The following is a 20,034-nucleotide window of genomic DNA, read 5'->3' as shown; positions in this document are numbered from 1 at the left end:
CTTGCTGGCGTCAGGTGCCAGGAAGATGCCCTTCACGGCACCAGCACCGCCGCGCCGTTTACCCGGTCGGCCGCGAGGTCCCGTAGCGCTTGGGGTGCGTCCGCCAGTGCGTACGGGGTGGCGTGGACCGACAGGCGGTGTTGGCCTGCGAAGGCGAGGAACTCCCGCGCGTCCGCTCGCGTGTTGGCGGTGACAGTGCGCAGTTCCTTCTCGTAGAACAGGTGCCGTTGGTAGTTCAGGTGCTCGACGTCGGTGAGGTGGATGCCCGCGATGGCGAGCACTCCGCCTCTGTCCAGCGCTTCGAGTGCGGGAGGGACGAGCGAGCCGACCGGAGCGAACAGGATCGCGGCGTCGAGCGGTTCCGGGGGTGCGTCCGCGGCCGTGCCCGCCGACGCGGCGCCGAGTTCGAGCGCTAGACGTCGAGCCGCCTCGCTGCGGGTCAGCACGTGCACCGTGGCGCCTTCGGCCAGTGCGACCTGCGTGGCGAGATGCGCGCTCCCACCGAAACCGTAGACGCCGAGCCGACCACCTCGCGGCAGGCTCGTTCGCCGTAGCGCGCGGTAGCCGATAATGCCCGCGCACAGCAACGGCGCGAGTTCGACGTCGGAGTATCCGGGCGGTAGCGGGTGCGCGTAGTCGGCAGGGACAGTGACGTAGTCCGCATAGCCGCCGTCGGCGTCCCAGCCGGTGTAGGTCGAGTTCGGACACAGGTTCTCCGCCCCACGCATGCAGTATCGGCAGCGGCCGCAGGTGCCGCGCAACCAGGCGACGCCGACGGTGTCTCCGGCGTCGAAGCCGGCGGCTCCGCCTGTCTCGACGACCTCGCCGACAACTTCGTGGCCGGGCACGACGTCGGGGCGGTGCACCGGGAGGTCGCCCTCGGTGACGTGCAGGTCGGTGCGGCAGACCCCGCACGCCCGCACTCGCAGTAGGAGCTCGCCGTCCGCCGGAGTGGGCACTGGCTCGTCGGAAAGCCGCAGCGGTTCGCCGGTGACTGGGCCAGGCTTGTGCACACGCCACGCACGCTGGGTCGCCATGACGTCTAGTGTCGTCGCGCGGCGGGTGCTGGTGCCAGCCCTTCGTGACGACCTTTTCGGGCGGCCCAGCGTCCGCCGATCGTCAGTCGCCGATAACGGGCGGTACCACCGTCATGCCGGTGGTTTCGTCGACCAGCTTCTCGCCGAACTCGTCTTCTTCGACGTGCAGGCCAGCGTCCATTTCCTGCTTGACGTAGTACTTGTCCTGGTGTTCCTCGTCCTCGCCGCCTTGGCCCTTACCGGCACCAGCACCACCCATCATGCCGCCCATGCCACCCCGGCCCATCGCTCCCATCCCCTTGGCGGCAGCGCCACCCGCGCCACCGCCGGTTGGTCCGAAGCCGACACCACCGGTGGTCTTACCCGCGCCGAGTGCGCCACTCGCGGCTCCACCCGCGGCACCTGCGCCCAACGCCCCGCCGCCACTGCCATACGCGCCACCGGAACCGCTGGCGGCGGGATGCCCAAAACCACCGAGACCGGGGTTGTTGTCGGATCCGGAAGCGAAACCCGCCGCTGTCGTGGTGCCCGGTGGGATGACGCGGCCGTCCGGCAAGATCTTCGTGCCGTCGGGCTTGACGATCGTTCCGTCGGGATACTTGACCGTCCCGTCCGGGTAGTGGATCGAGCCGTCCGGATACCGCAGCGAGCCGTCCGGGAGGCGCACCGGTCCACCAGAATTGCTGGCAGCTGAACCACCGCCACTACGTGGCGATGAGTAAGCGGCCGTGCCGTCCCCGCTGTAGGTAGGTGCGTAGGAGGAACCGGAGCCAGCAGGACTGCCTACCAATGGGCCAACCGCGGTACCGCCTCCGCCGATGGCGCTGCCGCTACCGCCAGCGGAGCCGCCGCCGCTACCGCTACCGAACTTGGGCGGCTCGGCGAAGACCGGCTGCTTCGACGCCGATGCGTACGTCTGCTGCTCGAATTGCTGTGCGACCCGGGCCGCTTCCTCGTGTGCTTTTCGGCTCTCTTCCTGTTTCTGCTGGGCTTCGTTGAGGATCGCAACGGCTTCTTCGCCGCTCGCTTGTCTCGCCCGATATATCTCGTCTTGGTAGGAGAACGGGATCGGTTCTGGCATCGCGTTCTTGAATGACGCTGACGCCTCGGCCTGCTGGTTGGTGACTTCAGCCGCGAGTCGCGCGTTGTTCGTGCTGGTCTCGGAATACTTGGCGAGGCCGTCTACGAAATGGGTGGCTTGATCGGCGGCCTCACCCTCCCAGGCGTCGCGGGTGGTTCTTACCGCGCTGGACAGTGCCTCGTTGGCTTGTTCAAACGCCTCGCGGATGCTGGTGTATCCGGAGGAAATCTCGCCGATTCGACCAGGCTCGTTATTATCGGTCGACCATCGCTTGAGCTCTTCGTGCGGGATTGCGGGATAATTGCTGTTCGGCGCCTCGACGCCATCCACATACTCGGTAACCTCTGACGAGGCCTGCTCGATCGCCTGATCGGATAATTCGCTCGCCCGGGTATGCGAGTTGATGTGTCGCATCGCGAGGTCCAACAGCCCGCCGAACTTGCCTTCGTCGATCGCAGCCGCCGTCTGCAGCGTGCTGATGAACTGGGTGCGTTCGGACGGTGGAACCTCGTTGATGATGTACTGGTCCTGCGCATGCGCGGGCATGCGCGTTAGCTCCTCTAGGTTTGGCTCTTTCCCCTCGTTGGACATGGCCGCCTACCTCCCCCTACTCAGGCAGCTTTGGCTCGATGATTGTCGCGACGTCTTTGACAGCGGTGCAGGAACGTTGGGTGTTGTAGGAACGAGCGATGATGTCGATCCTGCCGTTTTCGGCCGCGAATGACATCATGCACCCGCCTTCGGCTCCTGAGTTCTCTTCGACCAATTTGGCCTGGCGGCCAGCGAGATCTCGGTCAGAAACTTTAGCTTTACCCTGTACTACTACCTCGTGAACCGACTGCTCTGGTCGAATCGAGATAGCCATGGTTATTCCTTTTTCGATCGGTACATTGCTGTCGATACTCGTGCTCCATTCGCATGCACTACTTTCGCCACCGACCGGTTCTACATCACTTTTTTCGAGACCTTTTCCGATTGCGTTGGTTGCTTCGCTTTTAGTAAGTAGGTCGCACGCCTTCGCTTCGGAGAGCTGGCTTTCTTCCTGTGTCGACGTAGATTGTGGTGCTGTGATTTGCGAATCAGTGACTTTTCCTGGGTTTGCTTGCCCTTCCTCCTGGCCGCAGCCTGCTAGCGCAAACACTGTTGCGGCGAGGAGAGCGCCAGCTACCGGGAATGTAATTCGCATGTTCACAACCCTCGATCGAATGCTTGGGAGCGGTCGGCGTCGATGCGTTCGTAGGACCGCACCGCGTGCTCGTAGCCCTCACGTGTGTAGCGAAGGACTTCTGCGAAACTCTGTAAAGCAGTGATACAAGACTGCCCGCCTGCGGCGTACCACTTCATCGCACGGTTTGCATATGGGCTGTCACCGATTTTCGGCGCCTGAATCAGACGATCTTGACGAACAAGAGTGTCACGCATGGTCTTCTCCGCTCGCGCGATCTCCTTGATCGCGGCCTTTGCGACTTCTGGATCGATGCGGAACTCGCCTGACTTCGCCGCGGCGCTGAACGCCTTGGCGCTCTCGATGGCTTCGGACTGCTGCTTAGAGTTGCTGAATGACGCCGCGAGTGAGCCGCTGCCGGTTGAACTTCCCCCAACGTTTGGGTCGCGTAGTAACGCCACGATAGCCCCCTTCTTGGCCCCAGCCCTGCACGCCGACCTTAACAGCCTCGTGCCGTGCTCACGGTGGTTCTGACGGTTGATCGCCGTTGTGGGTTCCCGCTAGTTCCATGGCAGGTGTGGGTCCACAAGCTGCTGGATGTAGTGCGCGATTCGCTGATTGTCACCTGGGTGAATGCTCGTCTGAGGCGGGTCGCCAGCCGTCGACGTGAACCAGCGTCCCGGTCCGCCGCGCTCCTGGTTAAAGTCCCACCAGGTCAGTTGACAAAGCTGCTGCCACTTGGGTGGCGTTCCGGAACTGACGGTCGCGGTCAGTGCTCCGAGACCGAGCTTCTCCTGCTCAAACAGGCGCGCGATGGTGCGCTCGTGGCGTCCAGTCGCGGCGGGGTTGTCCCTGGCGGCCGCGAGCGGGTTGTAGTTTTCGTCGTCTGGTTGCTGGCGTGGCCGTTGAACTGGCATCGGCATCGTCGCCGATGTGCCTCGCCCAGCTGGAATCCTCGGCAGGACGTCCAGAGTCGCGGGAACGACAGCCGTAGCACGAACGGGCGTCAACACGATGTGGTTACCCTGCTGCGTGCCGATCACCGCGTCGCGGCCGTCGGATACCCCGCGTGCCAGCAGTAGCGTCCCATCGGCGTCACCCGTGAGTACCAACGCGAATGGCGCTTGCGCGAGCAGTGCGAGGTGGTCTGCCAACATCGGCTCGACGCGCCCGGCACGCATCAAACCTTGTTGCTCCAGGGTGTGGTGGGTGGCCTCGCGGAGCCGCGCACGCTCATTGATGGTGTCACCGACGACGGGCACTTCGAATGGCTGCGGTGGCCGTCCGAGGTCAAGGTCCTCGAAAAGGATGTCCACTGCGGGAAGCGGTAGCCGTCCCGAAACCGACACCAGAGTTCCCCCACTCCACAGACGTGATCACTCGGCGGAGTGCACGGTAGCGCATCGAGGCGGTCGTTATGTCCCGAACGCTGAGAACGTCACCGCAGTAAGTGACTACACGAATGATGCGTCGGTGTGGCATTGCCATTGACGTCCTATCGTTACGTCGTGACATTCACCGGCTTCGGCGAGGCCGTCGTCGACTTCTACGACGGGCTGCTCGCGGACAACTCGAAGGCGTATTGGGAAGACAACCTCGACGTCTACCGGCGCGACATCCGTGCGCCGATGGAGGCGCTGCTCGCCGAGCTCGAAGTGGAGTTCGCGCCGGACTTCGGCACCGGGAAGGTGTTCCGGCCCAACCGAGACGTGCGGTTCGCCAGGGACAAGAGCCCGTACAAGACGCACTGCGGCGCGGTGATCGAAGCGGGAAGGGGCGGCGGGGCGTATTACGTCGAGGTGTCCGCCGAGGGGATGCTCGTCGGCGGCGGGTGCTTTCACCTGCAGTCGGACCAGATCGCACGGTTCCGGCAGGCCGTCGACACCGACTTGCACGGGCGTGAGCTGGAGCGGATCGTCGCCTCGCTGCGTGAGTCCGGATGGGAGATCAAGGGCGAACAGCTCAAGACCAAGCCGCGTGGTTACACGGACGACCATCCGCGTATCGACCTGCTGCGGCACAAGTCGTTGTACGCGGTGAAGCGGTGGGAGCCAGATGACACGCTGCACGAGCCCGCCTGCCTGGGCCGCGTCCGACAGGCGTGGCGAGAGGTGCGGGACTTCAACACCTGGGCGGCGGACCACGTCGGGGTGAGCGAGATGCCGCGCAGGCGGTGAGGCGGCGCCTGTAGACGTTGTGGTCGCTATGGCAACCACAACGCCTCAAGATCGCGAACCGGTGGCTGGCGGGCGACGCGCCGGAGTCGTCGTGTCGCGAACCAGCTATCTACCGCGCCAGACTGGGTCACGGCCCTCCCCGAACGCCCGGACGCCTTCCGTCGCGTCCTCGGAGAACAGTGCTACCGAGGCGACATCGGTCTGCTTGTCCCACGCCTCGTCGTCGCGCCACTCCGCGCGTTCGTCGATGATTCGCTTGCTCGCTTCGACCGCGAGCGGCGCGTTGGCCGCGATCGTCGCGGCCAACTCCAGCGCCACGTCCTTCGCGGAGCCCCGCGTGACCAGCCTGTTCACCAGCCCCAGCTCGTACAACCGCCGCGCGGGCAGCGGGTCCGCCGTCAACGCCAGCTCCAACGCCGAGTTGCGCGGTAGCCGTTCGGACAGCCGGAGCAGTCCACCGGCCGCCGCGACCAGCCCGCGCTTCGGTTCCGGGATGCCGAACTCGGCGTCCTCGGCTGCCACGATCAGGTCGGACGCCAGCGCCAGCTCGAAACCGCCCGCGTGCGCGTAGCCCTCGACCGCCGCGATCACCGGCTTGCTCGGTGGGCGCTGCGTCATGCCGAGCGGACCCCGGCCATCGGTCAGCGGGTACTCGCCCTTCGCCGCCGCTTTGAGATCCATACCGGAGCAGAACGTGCCGCCCGCACCGGTGAGCACCGCGACGCGCGCGTCGTCGTCCGCCTCAAACGCGTCGAGTGCACGCTCCAGTGCCTTCGCCGCGGCCAAGTTGATGGCGTTGCGCGCTCTTGGTCGGTTCAGCGTGATCACGTGGACGCCGTTCACGCGCTCGACCTGCACCGGTGGTGGCGGCGGTGCGGGCAGCGGCGCTGGCATCCGGTCAACGATGCGGCAGGCGTCGGGGCCTTCGACGTCGATTGTCCAGCCAAGCGGGTCTGACGCCGCCATGACGTCGACGACGTCGGGGTCCTTGCTGCGCACCAGTACACGGTTACCGTCGCGGGTGAGCGCGCTGATGATCACGGCCTCTGGTTCGCCGTCCCGCGTGTACGGCACGGTGTACGACTCAACGATGGCCGGTCCGGTGTGCTGCTGCACGACCGGCCTCGGCTGCGGCCGTTCCACCAGCGGTTCGGCGTCGATCTGCTGGAACGCCTGCTTTGGCGGTGTCGCGGAGTAGATACCGATGGCGTGCTTGGTGACGTACCAGCCGAGACCTGTGGTCAAGCCGTAGTCGTCCGGGTTGTCCCGCAGGATGCCGACCATTGTCGCCAGCGAGTGTCCGGTGTAGTTGTTGCCTGGTCCGCCCGCGAAGGTCAGCCCGCCGGTCACGGTCAGCGGCCGGTCTTCGTCAGCGGGGCACAGCCCCAGCTCGCGCGCGGCGATCTGCACCGCGGACGGGAAGCACGAGTAGAGGTCGATGTGCTTGACGTCCTCGATGGACAGTCCCGCGTGGTCAAGGGCGGCGCGTCCGATCGCGTTGATCGCGGGGGATGCCGCCAGTTCGGCGCGCTCCGAGACAAACCACTCGTCTTCGGCGTGCGCACCCGCGTGCGGGAATACCCACAGCTCAGTTGGAATCCCGGCCTCCTGTGCGGCGGCCGCGCTGCACATGATGACGCCGCTGGCCAGGTCAACCTGGAGATTCGCCGTCAGCAGCTTGGGATACGGCGCTGACACCGGCCGGTTTGTATCCGATGTGGACATCAATTCGTCCGCCGTGAACGACTGCGGTTGCCAGGCGTACGGATTTCTCGCAGCCACCGCTGAGAAGCGAGACCACAGTGTCGCGATGTCGCGCAGGTGCGCTTCGGGCGTGGTGCCGAACCGGGCTCGCACCGCATTCTCCAGCAGTGCGTATACGTAAATCGGCGCCATCAACCCCGCCGCCGTCTCGGCGTCGTTGTTGGCTTCGCGTTCGGTACCGATCACCCGCCGGGGCGCGACGTCGTTGGGCTGTTCCGGCCAATCCGGTGAGCTGCCCCTACGTTGTGCCTCGACGATGGATGCTCCGGACTCCGCGCCGGAGATCAGCACGACGTCCGCGAGGCCGTCGGTGATGCTCTGCGCGCTGTCGTTCACCAGCCGCTGCGCGCCATCACCGCCGAATCGCGCGGACGCCACCGTCTCCCGAGGTGAGGCGCCAACGGCGTCGGCGACGAGGCGGGCCTGGTCGTTGTACGCCCACGACGCGCTGGATACCGTGCGCACGGAGTCTGCCGTCGTCAGCAGCCGCTGACCGGCACCGCTGTCCTCGGCGGCTTTACGCAACGCCCGGACCGCGAGTGTCGCTGGATCGGGCAGTTCGCCCTCGGGGGACGGCCGGTGCACGACCTGACCAACGCCGACGATCACCGGTGTGCGCGGGTCAAGCAGCACGCCGGAGTGGTGCCGCACCGGCTCGCCGCCTTCGGGACGTAGCACCGACAACGGCTCCACCTCCCGCGTCGGCGCGCTCGTGGTGGTGGCTGTCGTCGCGCCACCGAGCAGTTCGGCGAGTTGGCGGAGCGAAGTGTCCAGTTCGGACGAGAAGCTGCGCGCTGCCGATGTCCCCATGGGGCCCTTGAGCGGATCGCCGCCGAGGCCGCAGTCCACCCACACTCTGCTACCGGTAGACGTCGGCTCCACCTGGTAGCTCAGCCCGACCAGCGCGCCCATCGGACCGGTGCCGGTCAGCTCGATCGACGTGTCCGTAAGGCCGGTGACCGTCCACCGGACGTCGATCGGCATACCCATGATCTTCGTCTTTTGTACGAACGATGCTGAGAGCTCCGGCCGGGCAGGCGTGTCGTCACGCCAGCCACCATGCACCGTCAGCCATTCGTCGTACCGGGAGAAATCGGTGGCCAGCGCGAACACCTCGGCGGGCGGCGCGGCGATCTCGATGCCCGCGGTGAGCGTGTGGTCGTAGGCCGCGATGGAGTCGGGGACGGTGTGGTCGTCGTTGCCCGCCGGAGCGGCGTTGCGGCGTGAGCCGAGCGACGACACCAATGCCCGTGCGACCGTCACCGCCGTGCGCAGTCGAGCCCGGGTGTTAGCCATCCGTCCTCCTTCGTGAGCCGTAATCACCGAACGGGTCGTCGCGCTCCCGCACTGCTTCGCGGAAGCCCATTTCCGTTGCCCGTTGAACGAAATCCCTGCCCTCTTGGGTATGCCGCGCGACGCCGTCGAACAGCGTGCCGAGTGTGCGGCTGGATGCCAGTCCCATGTTCTCCGCCGTCTGGTTGCACAGCAGCTTGAGCATCTGGAGCTGGTTTGTCGGCACCTGTGCCATCCGCCGCGCCAATGCCATCGCGCGATCGAGCAGTTCGTCGTCCGGTACGCATTCCAGGATCAGCCCGACCTCGGCTGCCTCCCGCGCCGGGATCTCATCGCCGGTGAGCAGGTAACGCTTCGCGCGCTCGAATCCGAGCCGATACACCCACATGGCCGTGGTCGGCGTTCCCCACACACGGGAGGGCGGGTAACCGAACGACGCGTCCTCGCCCGCGATGACGATGTCGGCGCACAGCACCATGTCGGTACCGCCCGCGATGCACCAGCCGTGCACCGCCGCGATTGTTGGCTTCGTGGCGTACCAGAGCTTCATGTAGGTGTCGACGAATGTCGACATCATCCGCATGTCCATCGCCGAGTCCCATACGCGGTCCGATATGGACTCCGCGGCTTGCATCTCGGTGGACCAGTCGAGCCCGTAGCCGGCGCAGAAGGCAGGCCCATCGGCGCGCAGCAGGATCACGCGGATGTCGGGGTCGGCGTCGGCCTCGTCGATGGCGCGTGCCAGCTCGTCGCGGAGCCGAGGAGTGATGGTGTTGTACGCGTCCGGCCGGGCGAGGACGATCGAGCGCACACCGGCAGCCGTTTCGGTGCGCAGCGTGTCAGGCACCGAAGGGGGCTCCGCGCTCGATCAGCGTTGCGGTGTCTACGCCGGTCGGCAGGGTGCCGAACGCGACACCCCAGTCGCCGCCGAGCCGGGATGCGCAGAAGGCGTCCGCCGCGGCCGCGTCGCCGTGCTTGTGCAGCCACGCGCCCTGCAACACCATCGCCATTGACTCGATGACCTGCCGTGCCCGGTACTGGATGTCGTCGGTGTTACTCAATTCCTTGCGCACGCGCGCGATCGCGTCGTCCAGCCGGCTATCCACACCAGACACCGTGTCGAGTTCCGCGAAGTATGCCTCCACTGTGGATGGCTGTTTCGCCATGGCGCGCAATGCATCCAGCGCCGCGACATTGCCTGAGCCCTCCCAAATGGACATAAGCGGCGACTCGCGGAACAGCCGTGGCATGCCGGATTCCTCGACATAGCCGTTGCCGCCAAGGCACTCCAACGCCTCCGCCGCGTGCGCGGGCGCCCGCTTGCACACCCAGTACTTCATCACCGCGAGACCGATGCGTCGCAGCAGCGACTCGTGCTCGTCGCCCGCGAGCGACTTGTCGACAGCACCCGCAAGCCGCATCGCTGACACCGTGGCGGCCTCGGCTTCCACCGCGAGGTCCGCGAGCACGTTGGTCATCAGCGGCTGCTCGACCAGGCGCGCGCCGAACGCGCTGCGGTGCTTGGCATGGTGGATCGCTTGCAGCACGCCGGCACGCATGCCGGCCGCACTGCCGATGGTGCAGTCCAGCCGGGTCAGGTTGACCATCTGGATGATCGTGTTGACACCTCTGCCTTCCTCACCGACCAGCCAGCCGAGGGCACCGTCGTACTCGATTTCTGACGACGCGTTGGATCGGTTGCCCAGCTTGTCCTTGAGTCGTTGCAGGTGGATGGCGTTGCGCGTGCCGTCGGGCAACACGCGCGGCAGTAGGAAGCAAGACAGCCCACCCGGCGCTTGCGCGAGCGTCAGGAAGACGTCCGACATCGGTGCCGAGGTGAACCACTTGTGCCCGACGATGCGGTAACTACCGTCCGGGTTCGGCCGCGCGGTGGTGGTGTTGGCGCGGACGTCGGAACCGCCCTGCTTCTCCGTCATCGACATGCCCGCGATGAGACCGCGCTTTGAAGTCGGTTCCCGCAGACCGAAGTCGTACACACAGGCGGTGAGCAGGGGCTCGTATGTCCGTGCGAGGTCCGGCTGTTCGCGCAGCGCGGGCACGGCCGCGTACGTCATGGAGATCGGGCAGATGTGGCCCGGGTCGGTGAGTGTCCAAACGAAGTTCTTCGCCGCGCGGACGGCGTGCGCACCGGGCCGAAGGTCTGACCACGGGGCCGCGTGCAGGCCGTTCTCGACGGCGACCGTCATTAGGTCGTGCCAGTGCGGATGGAACTCGACCTCGTCGATGCGGTGACCGTAACGGTCGTGCGTGCGCAGCACCGGCGAGTTTTGCTCGGCAAGACGTCCCCACTCCTGTGCCTGCTCGCTCCCCGCGAGCCTGCCGAGCTGGTGCAACTCGTCGGCGGCCCAGTCGGCATCGACGGTCGCCAGGCCGTCCCACATCGCCGGATACGCGGCGGCGTCGAAGCCGTATGGCGGGGGTGCCTGGTTCGTGACTTCATGCGTGGGTGGCATCTGAAGCTCCTAGTGCCCGGATAGTGAAGGTGACGAACGCCGGGATGACGTCGGGTTCGGCCGCTCCGTTCACGAGCGGCCCAATCAATGCCTCGCCACCGGCTCCGACCAGGGCGGCGGCCGTGACCTCGGCATCCTGTGGTGGCAGCACGCCGGCGGCGACACCCTCGGCGATGCGTTCGGCGAAGATGTCGCGGAAGCGTTTGCGGAAGACCAATCGTTCGGCGTCGACGGCCGGGTCGACCGGCTCAGCCAACAGCGCGTATGCCAGCCGGGGTGCCTTGAGCGCGCGGCGGGCGAAGGTCTCCATGACGGCGACGATGCGCTCAGTCAGATCGCCGTCGCGATTGGCGGCTTCCTCGACGGCGGCGACCTCGCGGCTGACGACGGTGCGGAACAACTCGACGGCGAGCGCGGACTTGCTGGGGAAGTGTCGGTACAGGGTTCCGGTGGCGACACCCGCCTCCGCCGCGACGGCGGACATCGAGCAGCCCGCATAGCCGTCCTTGCTGAGCACAGTGATCGCGCCGTCCAGCACGGCTTGCCGCTGGGCGTCGAGCCGTGCCTGCACCGCGGGCGTGCGCCGGTAGGCCATACAAGAAGTGAAGCACGGATTCACTGCTTCATGCAAGACTGGTGGCAGAGTGGCGTTTCCGGCGCTTTCGACGTTCCCGCGACGGGAGGAGTAGAGCAGTGACAGAGCAACCAGCGGTGCGCAGCGAACGAAGCGGGCCGGTGACCACGGTGGTGCTGTCTCGACCGGCGGCGCGCAACGCCGTCGACGGGCCGACGGCCGCGGCGCTCGCCGAGGCGTTCCGGGCGTTCGACGCCGACGACGAGGCGCGGGTCGCGGTGCTGTGGGGCGAGGGCGGCACATTTTGCGCCGGTGCCGATCTCAAGGCGATCGGTACCGAGCGGGGCAATCAGGTCACCGATGACGGCGACGGCCCCATGGGGCCGACCAGGATGCGGCTGAGCAAGCCGGTCATCGCGGCGGTGTCCGGACACGCGGTCGCCGGTGGGCTGGAGTTGGCGATCTGGTGCGACCTGCGAGTGGTCGAGTCGGATGCTGTGTTCGGGGTGTTCTGTCGCCGCTGGGGTGTGCCGCTGATCGACGGCGGAACCGTGCGGCTACCCCGGCTGATCGGCCATGGCCGCGCCCTGGACCTCGTGCTGACCGGTCGTCCGGTCGACGCCGCCGAGGCACAGGCCATCGGACTGGCCGACCGGGTGGTCGAGCCGGGCTCAGCGCGTGAGGCGGCCGAACGGCTCGCCGCCGACATCGCGGCGTTCCCGCAGGCGTGTCTGCGCGGTGACCGGATGTCGCTGCTGGAGCAGCAGGGCATGGCCGACGACGACGCCATTCGCAACGAGCTGCGCCACGGTGTCGGCGTGCTCTCGGAAGCTGTCGAAGGTGCCGGGCGGTTCGCGGCGGGGGCGGGGCGACACGGATCGTTCGGTGACTTGTGAGCTGCTACGGCCCGAGCAACGCGGCGGGTATGACGGCGATCCCGTCACCCGACCACGCAACGGAATCCCGTGTCGTCGGTGATGGCGTCGGCGGCGGCCTCGCTCGCGCGGAACGGCGCGCAGTCGCTGAGCGGACACGCGAACGACCCGCCCTTGCGTAGGTAGCTACCCGGCGAGCCGGGAGTCGTCGACCACTCCCACGCGTTGCCGCACAGGTCGAGCACGCCGAACGGGCTGGCGCCCGTGGGGTAGGTGTCCACAGGGGTGGTCATGCCGATACCGGACTCCCGCGCATTGCAGTGCCGCGCACCAGCATGCCCGCCCCACGGGTAGACGTCGCCGTGCGCGCCGCGGGCCGCCTTCTCCCACTGCGCCGCGGTTGGTAGTGCCTTGCCCGCCCAGGTCGCGTACGCCCGCGCATCGTGCCAGTTCACCGAGACCACCGGGTGCGCACTCCGCGTGTCGGCGCCAGTGTCCCAGTGTGGTGGTGGCCGATGCCCCGTCGCCTCAACGAACCGGGCGTATTCGACGTTGGTCGTTGGCAGCGCGTCGATGTAGAAACCCGGCAGCCACATCGGCTGGTTGTCCAGACCAGACAGGAAGGTGCCAGCTGGCACGAGCAGCATCCGCTTGCCGTCCGCGGGGTGTCGGAAGACCCTGCCGCCCGGTTCATCGGTGTCCTCGAGTCCGGTCGATGTCGCCACGAGTAACGAGAATCGCGCTCGCACGTCGGGGCTGGACTGCGCGAGCGAGGTGTCGAGCGCGGCTTGGTTGACCGGCCGTGGGTGGATGCGCTCGCCTGCGGCCTCCCAGCGGGACACGATGCGGGCGCTGACGCCGAGGTGCGCCGCGAACTCCCGGACGCTCATCCGCTTGGCCGTGCGCAGTGCACGAACTTCCTTGCCGGTCCAGTGTCGAACCGTGGTCATGTGCCCCCTTGGCCCGCTGATCCACGCTGATCAGGTGATGACGACGTTTTTGCATGCGCCAGTAAAGCACCAGGTCACAGGCTTGCCTGGCACCAAACGAGCCGACGCTCCGGCAAGTTCAGCGGAAGTTCGACGCAGGGTCGGCGGAGGTGCGTAGCGGGGTGGGGCACGCCGGCTGCCGGTCGCGTTTGGTTCGAACTCAGCGTAGGAAGCGGCTCTGACACGGGCACGGAACGCGGGGCGGGTCAGGCGAATCGACCCGCGAACGCTTCCACTCGCGGGCGGTCGAAGGGGCGACGACCCGCGAGTGGAGAGTACGTAGGGGGACTCGTAGTTTCCGGGGTGTATGGGACGTCGTGAGCTGTCAGGCTAAGGACGTCCGGTGTTCCTGGCCTCCCCGACGGGCCAGGAGCACCGGGTGCGATGGAGTTACCAGTTCGACGGGTTGCGCGCCGCGAGATTGGCGAGCATGTCCCTGCCACGTTCGGCATTGCGTGGCTGACACAGCACGTCGTAACGCTGCGCGACAAGCTGGCTCGTCGAGATGAAGTCGCGCTGGCCACGCTGCGAGCCGTAGCCGACGGCGGCGAACACCATCGCGAAGCCCATGCCCGCGACCAGACCGATCACGATGGGGGTGAGGCCAGCGCCGGGGGAGAACAGACTCAGCAGCAACCCTACGAACAGCCCGAACCACGCGCCGGAGAGCGCGCCACGTGTCAGCACCTTACCCCAGGTGAGGCGTGCCGCGATGCGCTCGACCAGCATTGGATCGACACCGACGATGGTCACGTCGGCGACGGGGAAGTCTTCGTCGGCGAGGTGATCGACGGCGCGCTGTGCTTCCGCATACGTCTCATACGAGCCGATGGGCCAGCCGCTTGGCAGCGCGGGCAGGTTCCTCGGCTGGTTCTGTGCGAATGCGGTGGTCATAGGTTGTCCGCCTTTCCGCGAAAGGGTGCTTCCCCCATACCAACGTGCGAGCAGGATGGTAAATGCCCGATGCGCGCGATCTCACAGTCGCGTCTCAGGAACCAGCAGGCCACGTCGCTTCGCGTGCCGGTCAGCCGACCTCGGAGTGGTTCTCACGGTGAGCGCGACGCCGAAAGTGCCGCTTGAACCGACCCGCGTCGAAGTCGGCGACAACGGGACCGAAGGCCATGGCGAGCAGCACGGCGATGCCGAGGATGGCGCCTGCCCAAGTCAGGATGGCGCTGAACATCGGCTTCCTCCAGGATCGGGGGTGGTTCGCCCGTGCATATGTCCCGCATACGCACGGCCGGGTGCAGACTCAAGAGTCAGGCCACACACCCTGCCTCTGGTATAGGCCAAAGGACTGGAAATGAGGGACCAAATTCCCCCGATAGAACTACAGTTGGCCCACTGTCGGAGCAGTGACACGGTTAGCGCGTAGCTGACCTGACGATCTCGACCAGTGCGTCGACCAGCTCGGGGCCGTCCAGCAGTACCCGGTCGTTATGGCCCGCGCCTTCGACCGCGACGCTGCGTGCGTTCGCCGCATCGGCGACTCGTTCGCTCAGCGCTGGCGGCACGATCGAGTCCGCCGTCCCGTAGACGATGACCATTGGGACGTCGTCGAGCGCGGTCACATTGTCCGCGACCGGGTAGCGGTCTTTGAGTAGCAGCCGTACCGGCAGCCATGGGTAGTGCTCCGAGGCGACGGCGGCGAGGTTTGTGAACGGCGACCGCAGCACCATCCCGGCTGGCGGGCGTTCGATGGCAAGGGCGCTGACGACGCCGCAGCCGAGGCTTTCGCCGAAGTAGAACAGCCGCTCCCGTGGCACGCCGCGCTCCGAGATCAGATAGTCGTAGGCGGCTCGGACGTCGTGGGCGAGGCCGTCCTCTGTGGGGTCACCGGGGTTCTCGCCGTAGCCTCGGTAGTCGAACAGCAGGACCGAGATGCCGTGTCGCGTTACCGCGCGTGCCAGTTCTACCCGGCCGCCGCGGTTGCCTCCGTTGCCCTGCGCTACCAGGACAACCGGGGCGTCGTCGGCGGCGGCCGCGGAACCACGAGCCGGGAAGAACCATGCCGACAGCGTGAGCCCGTCGTCGGTGCGCAGCGTGACGTCCTGCCCGCCGGGCAGCACGTCGGACGCGCTCGGGAGCGGGCCTGGCGACGGCTGATAGATCAGGCTGCGTTGCGCGGCATACATGCCTCCGACGATCACACCAAAGACGCCCATCAGCACCACCATCACGAGGAGAACTCGCCGCATCACCGCAGAGTCTCACGCGAGGTGCGTCGCCGGGAAAGGGCGCACCGGCCCTTAGCGGTCGTTGCCGTCGGTCGGCGCCGCCCGGCTACAGCTTGCGTAGCCGTACGCGGTTGATCGAGTGGTCGGTGTCCTTGCGCAACACCAGCGTCGCGCGCGGGCGCGTCGGCAGGATGTTCTCGATCAGGTTCGGCTCGTTGATCGTGGACCACAAGTGCTCGGCCTCGGCGCGGGCCTCCTCGTCGTCCAACCCCGCGAAGTGGTGGAAGTGCGAGTCGGGGTCGGCGAACGCGGTGTCGCGCAGCGTCAGGAAACGATCGATGTACCACTGTTTGATGTCGTCGGTGTGCGCGTCGACGTACAGCGAGAAGTCGAACAGGTCAGACACCGCGAGCCGCGGGTGCGGCTGTAGGACGTTGAGCCCCTCCACGATGAGGATGTCCGGCCGTCGTACCACGTGCTCCTCACCGGCGAGCCGGTCGTAGAGCTTGTGGGAGTACACCGGCGCGCTGACCTCATCCGCGCCGGACTTGACCTCGGTGACGAACCGCAGCAGCGCTCTGCGGTCGTAGCTTTCCGGGAAGCCCTTGCGGTGCATGATCCCGCGCCGCATCAGCTCGGCGCGCGGATACAGGAAGCCGTCGGTGGTGACCAGATCGACTCGGGGATGGTCGGGCCAACGAGCGAGTAGCGTGCGCAGGATACGGGCGGTGGTCGACTTGCCGACCGCGACGCTGCCCGCTATGCCGATAACGAACGGAACCTTGGTGCCTTGGGTGTCTTCGCCGAGGAACGTCGTCGTCGCCTCGTAGAGCTGCTGCCGGGCGGCGACCTGCAAGTTGATCAGGCGGGACAGCGGAAGATAGACGTCGGCGACCTCCGCGAGATCGACTTGTTCACCGAGCCCGCGTAACCGAACCAGTTCCGCCGACGTCAGCGGCAGCGGCGTCGACCGGCGAAGCTCGCGCCACTGATCCCGGTCAAGCTCGACGTACGGGGTCAGCTCGCGCACCCTCGCCATCGAAGCCTCCCTTGGCCTCACCGATCAACACTGCGATGGGATTCGATGAAAACAGCAAGCTGCCCTGCCGCATAGGCGCTGTGACCAACCGCACCGGACTCACACGATACTCACACGTCAGTGTCCGCCGGAATCGTCGTATTCCGCAAGCTGATCACGAGGGGTCGCGACGTCTGGTGACTGGGGTTCGTGACCGGTCAGGTGGCGCCGGCCTGGCCGAATACCTCGTCCCATGCCGCTGCCACCTGTCGCGCGCAGTTGGCCGGTTCGACCCCTCCGACGCCGGTGCCAAGGCCGGGCATCGCGATGACGTCGATGGCGCCCCGCGCGCTGACGCCGTATTCCACCTCGCCGGTCCGCCAGAACTCGAACACCGCACGAGCGGCGAGGTAGGGGTGCACCGTGTCGGCGGGCAGCCACTCCCCGGGTGTGCGCATCGTCGGCGCGCTAATCAGCCACGCTGGCTGCGGTTCACCGGTGGGCACGACGACGGCCTGTCCGACGGGCAGTTCGCCGCCGTGATACGTGAGCACCGCGCTGCGAACATGCTGCTCGACGCCGGGAAAGGCGCGGGAGTAGATGGCATCGATGCCGCCCCGCATCCAGCCATGTGAGTTGGCTGGGCTGACGACGGCGTGCGCGGAGACATCGAGCACCGAACCTTGGTGCACTCGGACTCGGGCACGCTCCGTCGTCGCGACGGACTGCCATGCCTCGGTCATGGCCTCATCGAGCGCGCACAGCACCAATTCCGGGCACATCCGGTGTACCCGGTCCTCCGTACCACTGTGGGTTGTCCCCGATTCGGTGGTCACAGCTCCAGTGTGACAAAAAATTGCACAGGGTGTAACCGGTGACATGCCCTTCGCTGTTGTGGCAGCCAGGTGAGGTACCCCACGGACCCGAAATTTCGCCGCTACTCCACTCGGGGTCCCTCTGGCGGCCATCCGGGTTTAGCATGCCCGACCCTCGCTGCGTAACCTTTTCCCGTGACCCGGATTGCCTATTTCGGCCCGCGAGGAACCTTCACCGAGCAGGCCGCACGCTCCCTCGCCGAGGGCGAACTCGTGCCGTACGACTCCATCGGTCTCGCGATCGCCGCGGTCCGTAAGGGCGAGACCGATGCGGCGTGCGTGCCGGTTGAGAACTCGGTCGAGGGGCCCGTGACCGCGACGCTGGACGGGCTCGCCGAGGACGAACCGCTCGTCGCCGTCGCCGAGGCATTGCTGCCCATCCACTTCAGCGTGCTCGCCAGGCCGAACGTCGATGCCGCCGACGTCCGCACGGTCGCCAGCCACCCCCACGCGTTGGCGCAGGTGCAGCGGTGGCTCGCTCAGAACCTGCCATCCGCCCGGCATGTCGCCGCCGCGTCGACGGCCGCCGCCGCGATCGCGGTGCGCGACGGTGAGTACGACGCCGCCGTCGTCGCCCCTGTCGCCGTCGAGCACTACCCCCTGCGCACCATCGCCACCGAGGTCGCCGACATCCCGGATGCTCGAACCCGGTTCCTACTGCTGCGACGCCCCGGTGAACTGCCGGCGCCGACCGGTTCTGACCGGACGTCGGTCGTCGCCGCGACGGTCAACCGCACCGGTGCGCTGTCCGAACTCCTGACCGAGTTGGCGTTCCGCGGTATCAACCTCACCCGCCTCGACGCGCGACCGTCCAAGGGAGGCTTCGGCGAGTACCGGTTCTTCATCGACTTCGAGGGCCACGTCGCCGAGCCCCGCATCGGAGATGCCCTCGCCGCGCTGCGCAGGCGCTGCCACCTGCGGTTCCTCGGCTCGCACCCGAGGGCGGACGGCGTCAGGCCCAGTATCCAGCCCGCCGCGGGCAACGAGGACTTCGTGAGCGCGGCGGACTGGGTCGAGTCGGTCCGCAAGGGCGACACCGCCTGACAGGAGCGACGCGATTTGACGAAAGCGACATAGCTGACGTTCGTCGCTGCCTAACAGAGCCGAGTTACGGCACAGTGGTAATCGGTCGGGGACAGGAGCGAGGGTATGGGACGTCGTAGTGAAGCTACAGCTGGTCAGGCACGCGCAAAGCACGGCGAACGTGTTGCGGACACTCAACACCAAGATGCCAGGCCCGCCGCTGACCGAACTCGGCAGGCAGCAGGCTGACGCGCTAGCCGATCAACTCGCCGATGCCCACATCGTCGGCGTGTACGCCTCCGTCGCGATCCGCGCGCAACAGACGGCCGCGCCGCTCGCCGCCCGCCATGCTCTCGACGTCCGGGTCGTCGACGGGCTGCAGGAAGTCTTCGTCGGTGATCTTGAAGATCGCGGCGACACCGACGCCATCACCGCGTTCGCGGATGTCTTCCACCCGTGGACACGGGGCGAGTTGCACCTGGCGATGCCGGGAGGGGAGAGCGGGCACGACGTCGCGGAGCGCTTCCGTGCTGCGATCGCGCAGATTCGCGCCAAGCACGAGCAGGAACACCCGCACGGCACCGTGGTCGTCGTCAGTCACGGCGCCGCCATGCGATTGTGTGCCGAACTGCTCGCGGACAACGTGCCGCCGAACCTCGCTGACGCGGGGCTGATCCCCAACACCGGCGCCATCGTGTTGGAGGCGAGCGACGGCGGCGGCTGGCACTGTCATTCCTGGGCAGGCGTAGACATGTGATCGCACGCAACCTCCGCCGTGTGTGAGGCGTCCCTAGGACAGCACGCGGTAACCCGTTCAGGGGAGGACACAGGATGGCTCACCGACGGGCACGACGCTCCGGCCTGTTCGGCACCTGCGCGGTCGCGATGACGGCCGCGGTACTGGTGGGATGCGGCGACGCCGAGCAACCATCCGTCGGTGCGCGAGAGACGACGTCGGCCACGAACTCACCAAGCGCCACCACGACGTCGCCGTCGGAACCGAACGCCACGACCACGCCGTCGTCCCCGAACGGCGCGAGCACCGAGTCGAACAACCGCCCGCCGCAGGGGAACGCCGAGCTGTGCACATCGGGGGACTTGAGCCTGTCGCTCGGTCCGCCGAGCGGCGCGGCCGGTACGGTGTGGCGTTCGTTGCGTTTCACGAACGTCAGTGGCGAATCGTGCGAGATCCAGGGCTTCCCTGGCGTGTCCTACGTCGCGGGCGATGACGGCCACCAGGTCGGAGCCGCCGCCTACCGCGAGGGCGGCAAGGGCGATGCGGTGACGCTCGCCGCAGGCGACACGGCCTACGCCGCTGTCGGGTTCACCCAGGTTGGGAACTACGACCCCGAGGACTGCCAGCCGACCAAGGTGCGTGGTCTACGGGTGTATCCGCCGCAGGAGACGCACTCGAAGTTCGTGCCGTACGAGCGGACCGGATGCGCCAACGAGGACCTGCGCAGCCACCACCTGCGGGTGCGGACCATCGAGCCGGGGAAGGGCCCTGCCTGA

21 protein-coding genes are annotated in these 20,034 nt (G+C 67.0%); 5 read left to right on the top strand and 16 right to left on the bottom strand.

What is annotated here, in order from left to right; all coding sequences use genetic code 11:
* Positions 1-32: 32 nt before the first annotated feature.
* The 5 genes from ACFQGD_RS31705 to ACFQGD_RS31685 form a co-directional block, all read right to left on the bottom strand.
* Positions 33-1,037 (bottom strand): zinc-binding alcohol dehydrogenase family protein, encoded by a 1,005-nt coding sequence (locus ACFQGD_RS31705; protein WP_345391731.1) that lies wholly within the window; start codon positions 1,035-1,037, stop codon positions 33-35.
* 82 nt (positions 1,038-1,119) lie between these two features.
* Positions 1,120-2,664, bottom strand: coding sequence for a hypothetical protein (locus ACFQGD_RS31700; RefSeq protein ID WP_345391728.1), 1,545 nt, complete (start codon positions 2,662-2,664; stop codon positions 1,120-1,122).
* Positions 2,665-2,725: 61 nt separating this feature from the next.
* Positions 2,726-3,304 carry a DUF3558 family protein gene (locus ACFQGD_RS31695; protein WP_345391725.1) on the bottom strand — a complete coding sequence of 193 codons (579 nt, stop codon included), beginning with the start codon at positions 3,302-3,304 and terminating at the stop codon, positions 2,726-2,728.
* A 2-nt stretch (positions 3,305-3,306) separates the two neighbouring features.
* Positions 3,307-3,744 (bottom strand): hypothetical protein, encoded by a 438-nt coding sequence (locus ACFQGD_RS31690; RefSeq protein ID WP_345391722.1) that lies wholly within the window; start codon positions 3,742-3,744, stop codon positions 3,307-3,309.
* 99 nt (positions 3,745-3,843) lie between these two features.
* On the bottom strand, positions 3,844-4,632 hold the full coding sequence (locus ACFQGD_RS31685; protein ID WP_345391719.1) for an ESX secretion-associated protein EspG: 789 nt from the start codon (positions 4,630-4,632) through the stop codon (positions 3,844-3,846).
* A gap of 159 nt (positions 4,633-4,791) precedes the next feature.
* Here ACFQGD_RS31685 and ACFQGD_RS31680 point away from each other — a divergent pair, with 159 nt between their 5' ends.
* Positions 4,792-5,460, top strand: a complete 669-nt coding sequence (locus tag ACFQGD_RS31680) for a DUF2461 domain-containing protein (protein WP_345391716.1) — start codon at positions 4,792-4,794, stop codon at positions 5,458-5,460.
* Positions 5,461-5,565: 105 nt separating this feature from the next.
* Here ACFQGD_RS31680 and ACFQGD_RS31675 read toward each other — a convergent pair whose 3' ends face one another.
* From ACFQGD_RS31675 to ACFQGD_RS31660, 4 genes are read right to left on the bottom strand one after another with little or no spacing between them, the layout of a single operon-like run.
* Positions 5,566-8,520, bottom strand: a complete 2,955-nt coding sequence (locus ACFQGD_RS31675) for a type II toxin-antitoxin system Rv0910 family toxin (RefSeq protein WP_345391713.1) — start codon at positions 8,518-8,520, stop codon at positions 5,566-5,568.
* Positions 8,513-9,364, bottom strand: coding sequence for a crotonase/enoyl-CoA hydratase family protein (locus ACFQGD_RS31670; protein ID WP_345391710.1), 852 nt, complete (start codon positions 9,362-9,364; stop codon positions 8,513-8,515). Before ACFQGD_RS31670 ends, ACFQGD_RS31675 begins: the two co-directional genes overlap by 8 nt.
* Entirely contained in the window at positions 9,357-10,991 is a 1,635-nt protein-coding gene (locus tag ACFQGD_RS31665) for an acyl-CoA dehydrogenase family protein (RefSeq protein WP_345391707.1), read from the bottom strand. Before ACFQGD_RS31665 ends, ACFQGD_RS31670 begins: the two co-directional genes overlap by 8 nt.
* Positions 10,975-11,586 (bottom strand): TetR/AcrR family transcriptional regulator, encoded by a 612-nt coding sequence (locus ACFQGD_RS31660; protein WP_345391704.1) that lies wholly within the window; start codon positions 11,584-11,586, stop codon positions 10,975-10,977. The genes ACFQGD_RS31665 and ACFQGD_RS31660 overlap by 17 nt, the downstream gene beginning before the upstream one ends.
* Positions 11,587-11,684: 98 nt before the next feature.
* Between ACFQGD_RS31660 and ACFQGD_RS31655 the strand changes: the two genes are divergently transcribed.
* Complete coding sequence (locus ACFQGD_RS31655; protein ID WP_345391701.1) at positions 11,685-12,461, top strand: crotonase/enoyl-CoA hydratase family protein; 777 nt, start codon at positions 11,685-11,687, stop codon at positions 12,459-12,461.
* A gap of 44 nt (positions 12,462-12,505) precedes the next feature.
* On the opposite strand, the gene ACFQGD_RS31650 is transcribed toward ACFQGD_RS31655, so the two are convergent.
* From ACFQGD_RS31650 to ACFQGD_RS31625, 6 genes are all read right to left on the bottom strand, one after another.
* Positions 12,506-13,390 carry an SUMF1/EgtB/PvdO family nonheme iron enzyme gene (locus tag ACFQGD_RS31650; RefSeq protein ID WP_345391698.1) on the bottom strand — a complete coding sequence of 295 codons (885 nt, stop codon included), beginning with the start codon at positions 13,388-13,390 and terminating at the stop codon, positions 12,506-12,508.
* Positions 13,391-13,819: 429 nt separating this feature from the next.
* Entirely contained in the window at positions 13,820-14,323 is a 504-nt protein-coding gene (locus tag ACFQGD_RS31645) for a YflT domain-containing protein (RefSeq protein WP_345391695.1), read from the bottom strand.
* A 130-nt stretch (positions 14,324-14,453) separates the two neighbouring features.
* Positions 14,454-14,612: a hypothetical protein gene (locus ACFQGD_RS31640; protein WP_345391692.1), complete on the bottom strand. Its 159-nt coding sequence runs from the start codon at positions 14,610-14,612 to the stop codon at positions 14,454-14,456.
* A 181-nt stretch (positions 14,613-14,793) separates the two neighbouring features.
* Entirely contained in the window at positions 14,794-15,627 is an 834-nt protein-coding gene (locus ACFQGD_RS31635) for an alpha/beta hydrolase (RefSeq protein WP_345391689.1), read from the bottom strand.
* 85 nt (positions 15,628-15,712) lie between these two features.
* On the bottom strand, positions 15,713-16,645 hold the full coding sequence (gene coaA, locus ACFQGD_RS31630; RefSeq protein WP_345391686.1) for a type I pantothenate kinase: 933 nt from the start codon (positions 16,643-16,645) through the stop codon (positions 15,713-15,715).
* A gap of 197 nt (positions 16,646-16,842) precedes the next feature.
* Positions 16,843-17,460 carry a macro domain-containing protein gene (locus ACFQGD_RS31625; protein ID WP_345391683.1) on the bottom strand — a complete coding sequence of 206 codons (618 nt, stop codon included), beginning with the start codon at positions 17,458-17,460 and terminating at the stop codon, positions 16,843-16,845.
* A gap of 174 nt (positions 17,461-17,634) precedes the next feature.
* Between ACFQGD_RS31625 and pheA the strand changes: the two genes are divergently transcribed.
* Positions 17,635-18,543, top strand: a complete 909-nt coding sequence (gene pheA, locus ACFQGD_RS31620) for a prephenate dehydratase (protein ID WP_345391680.1) — start codon at positions 17,635-17,637, stop codon at positions 18,541-18,543.
* Positions 18,544-18,661: 118 nt separating this feature from the next.
* Entirely contained in the window at positions 18,662-19,279 is a 618-nt protein-coding gene (locus tag ACFQGD_RS31615) for a histidine phosphatase family protein (RefSeq protein ID WP_345391678.1), read from the top strand.
* A gap of 79 nt (positions 19,280-19,358) precedes the next feature.
* On the opposite strand, the gene ACFQGD_RS31610 is transcribed toward ACFQGD_RS31615, so the two are convergent.
* Positions 19,359-19,685 (bottom strand): hypothetical protein, encoded by a 327-nt coding sequence (locus ACFQGD_RS31610; protein WP_345392484.1) that lies wholly within the window; start codon positions 19,683-19,685, stop codon positions 19,359-19,361.
* Here ACFQGD_RS31610 and ACFQGD_RS31605 point away from each other — a divergent pair.
* Complete coding sequence (locus tag ACFQGD_RS31605) at positions 19,663-20,034, top strand: DUF4232 domain-containing protein (protein WP_345392433.1); 372 nt, start codon at positions 19,663-19,665, stop codon at positions 20,032-20,034. The genes ACFQGD_RS31610 and ACFQGD_RS31605 overlap by 23 nt on opposite strands.

Source organism: Haloechinothrix salitolerans, from assembly GCF_042662605.1.
In the GTDB taxonomy this organism is placed as follows: Bacteria; Actinomycetota; Actinomycetes; order Mycobacteriales; family Pseudonocardiaceae; genus Haloechinothrix_A; species Haloechinothrix_A salitolerans.
The sequence above is the reverse complement of the archived record's forward strand: the minus strand, read 5'-3'. Positions and strand labels throughout refer to the sequence as shown.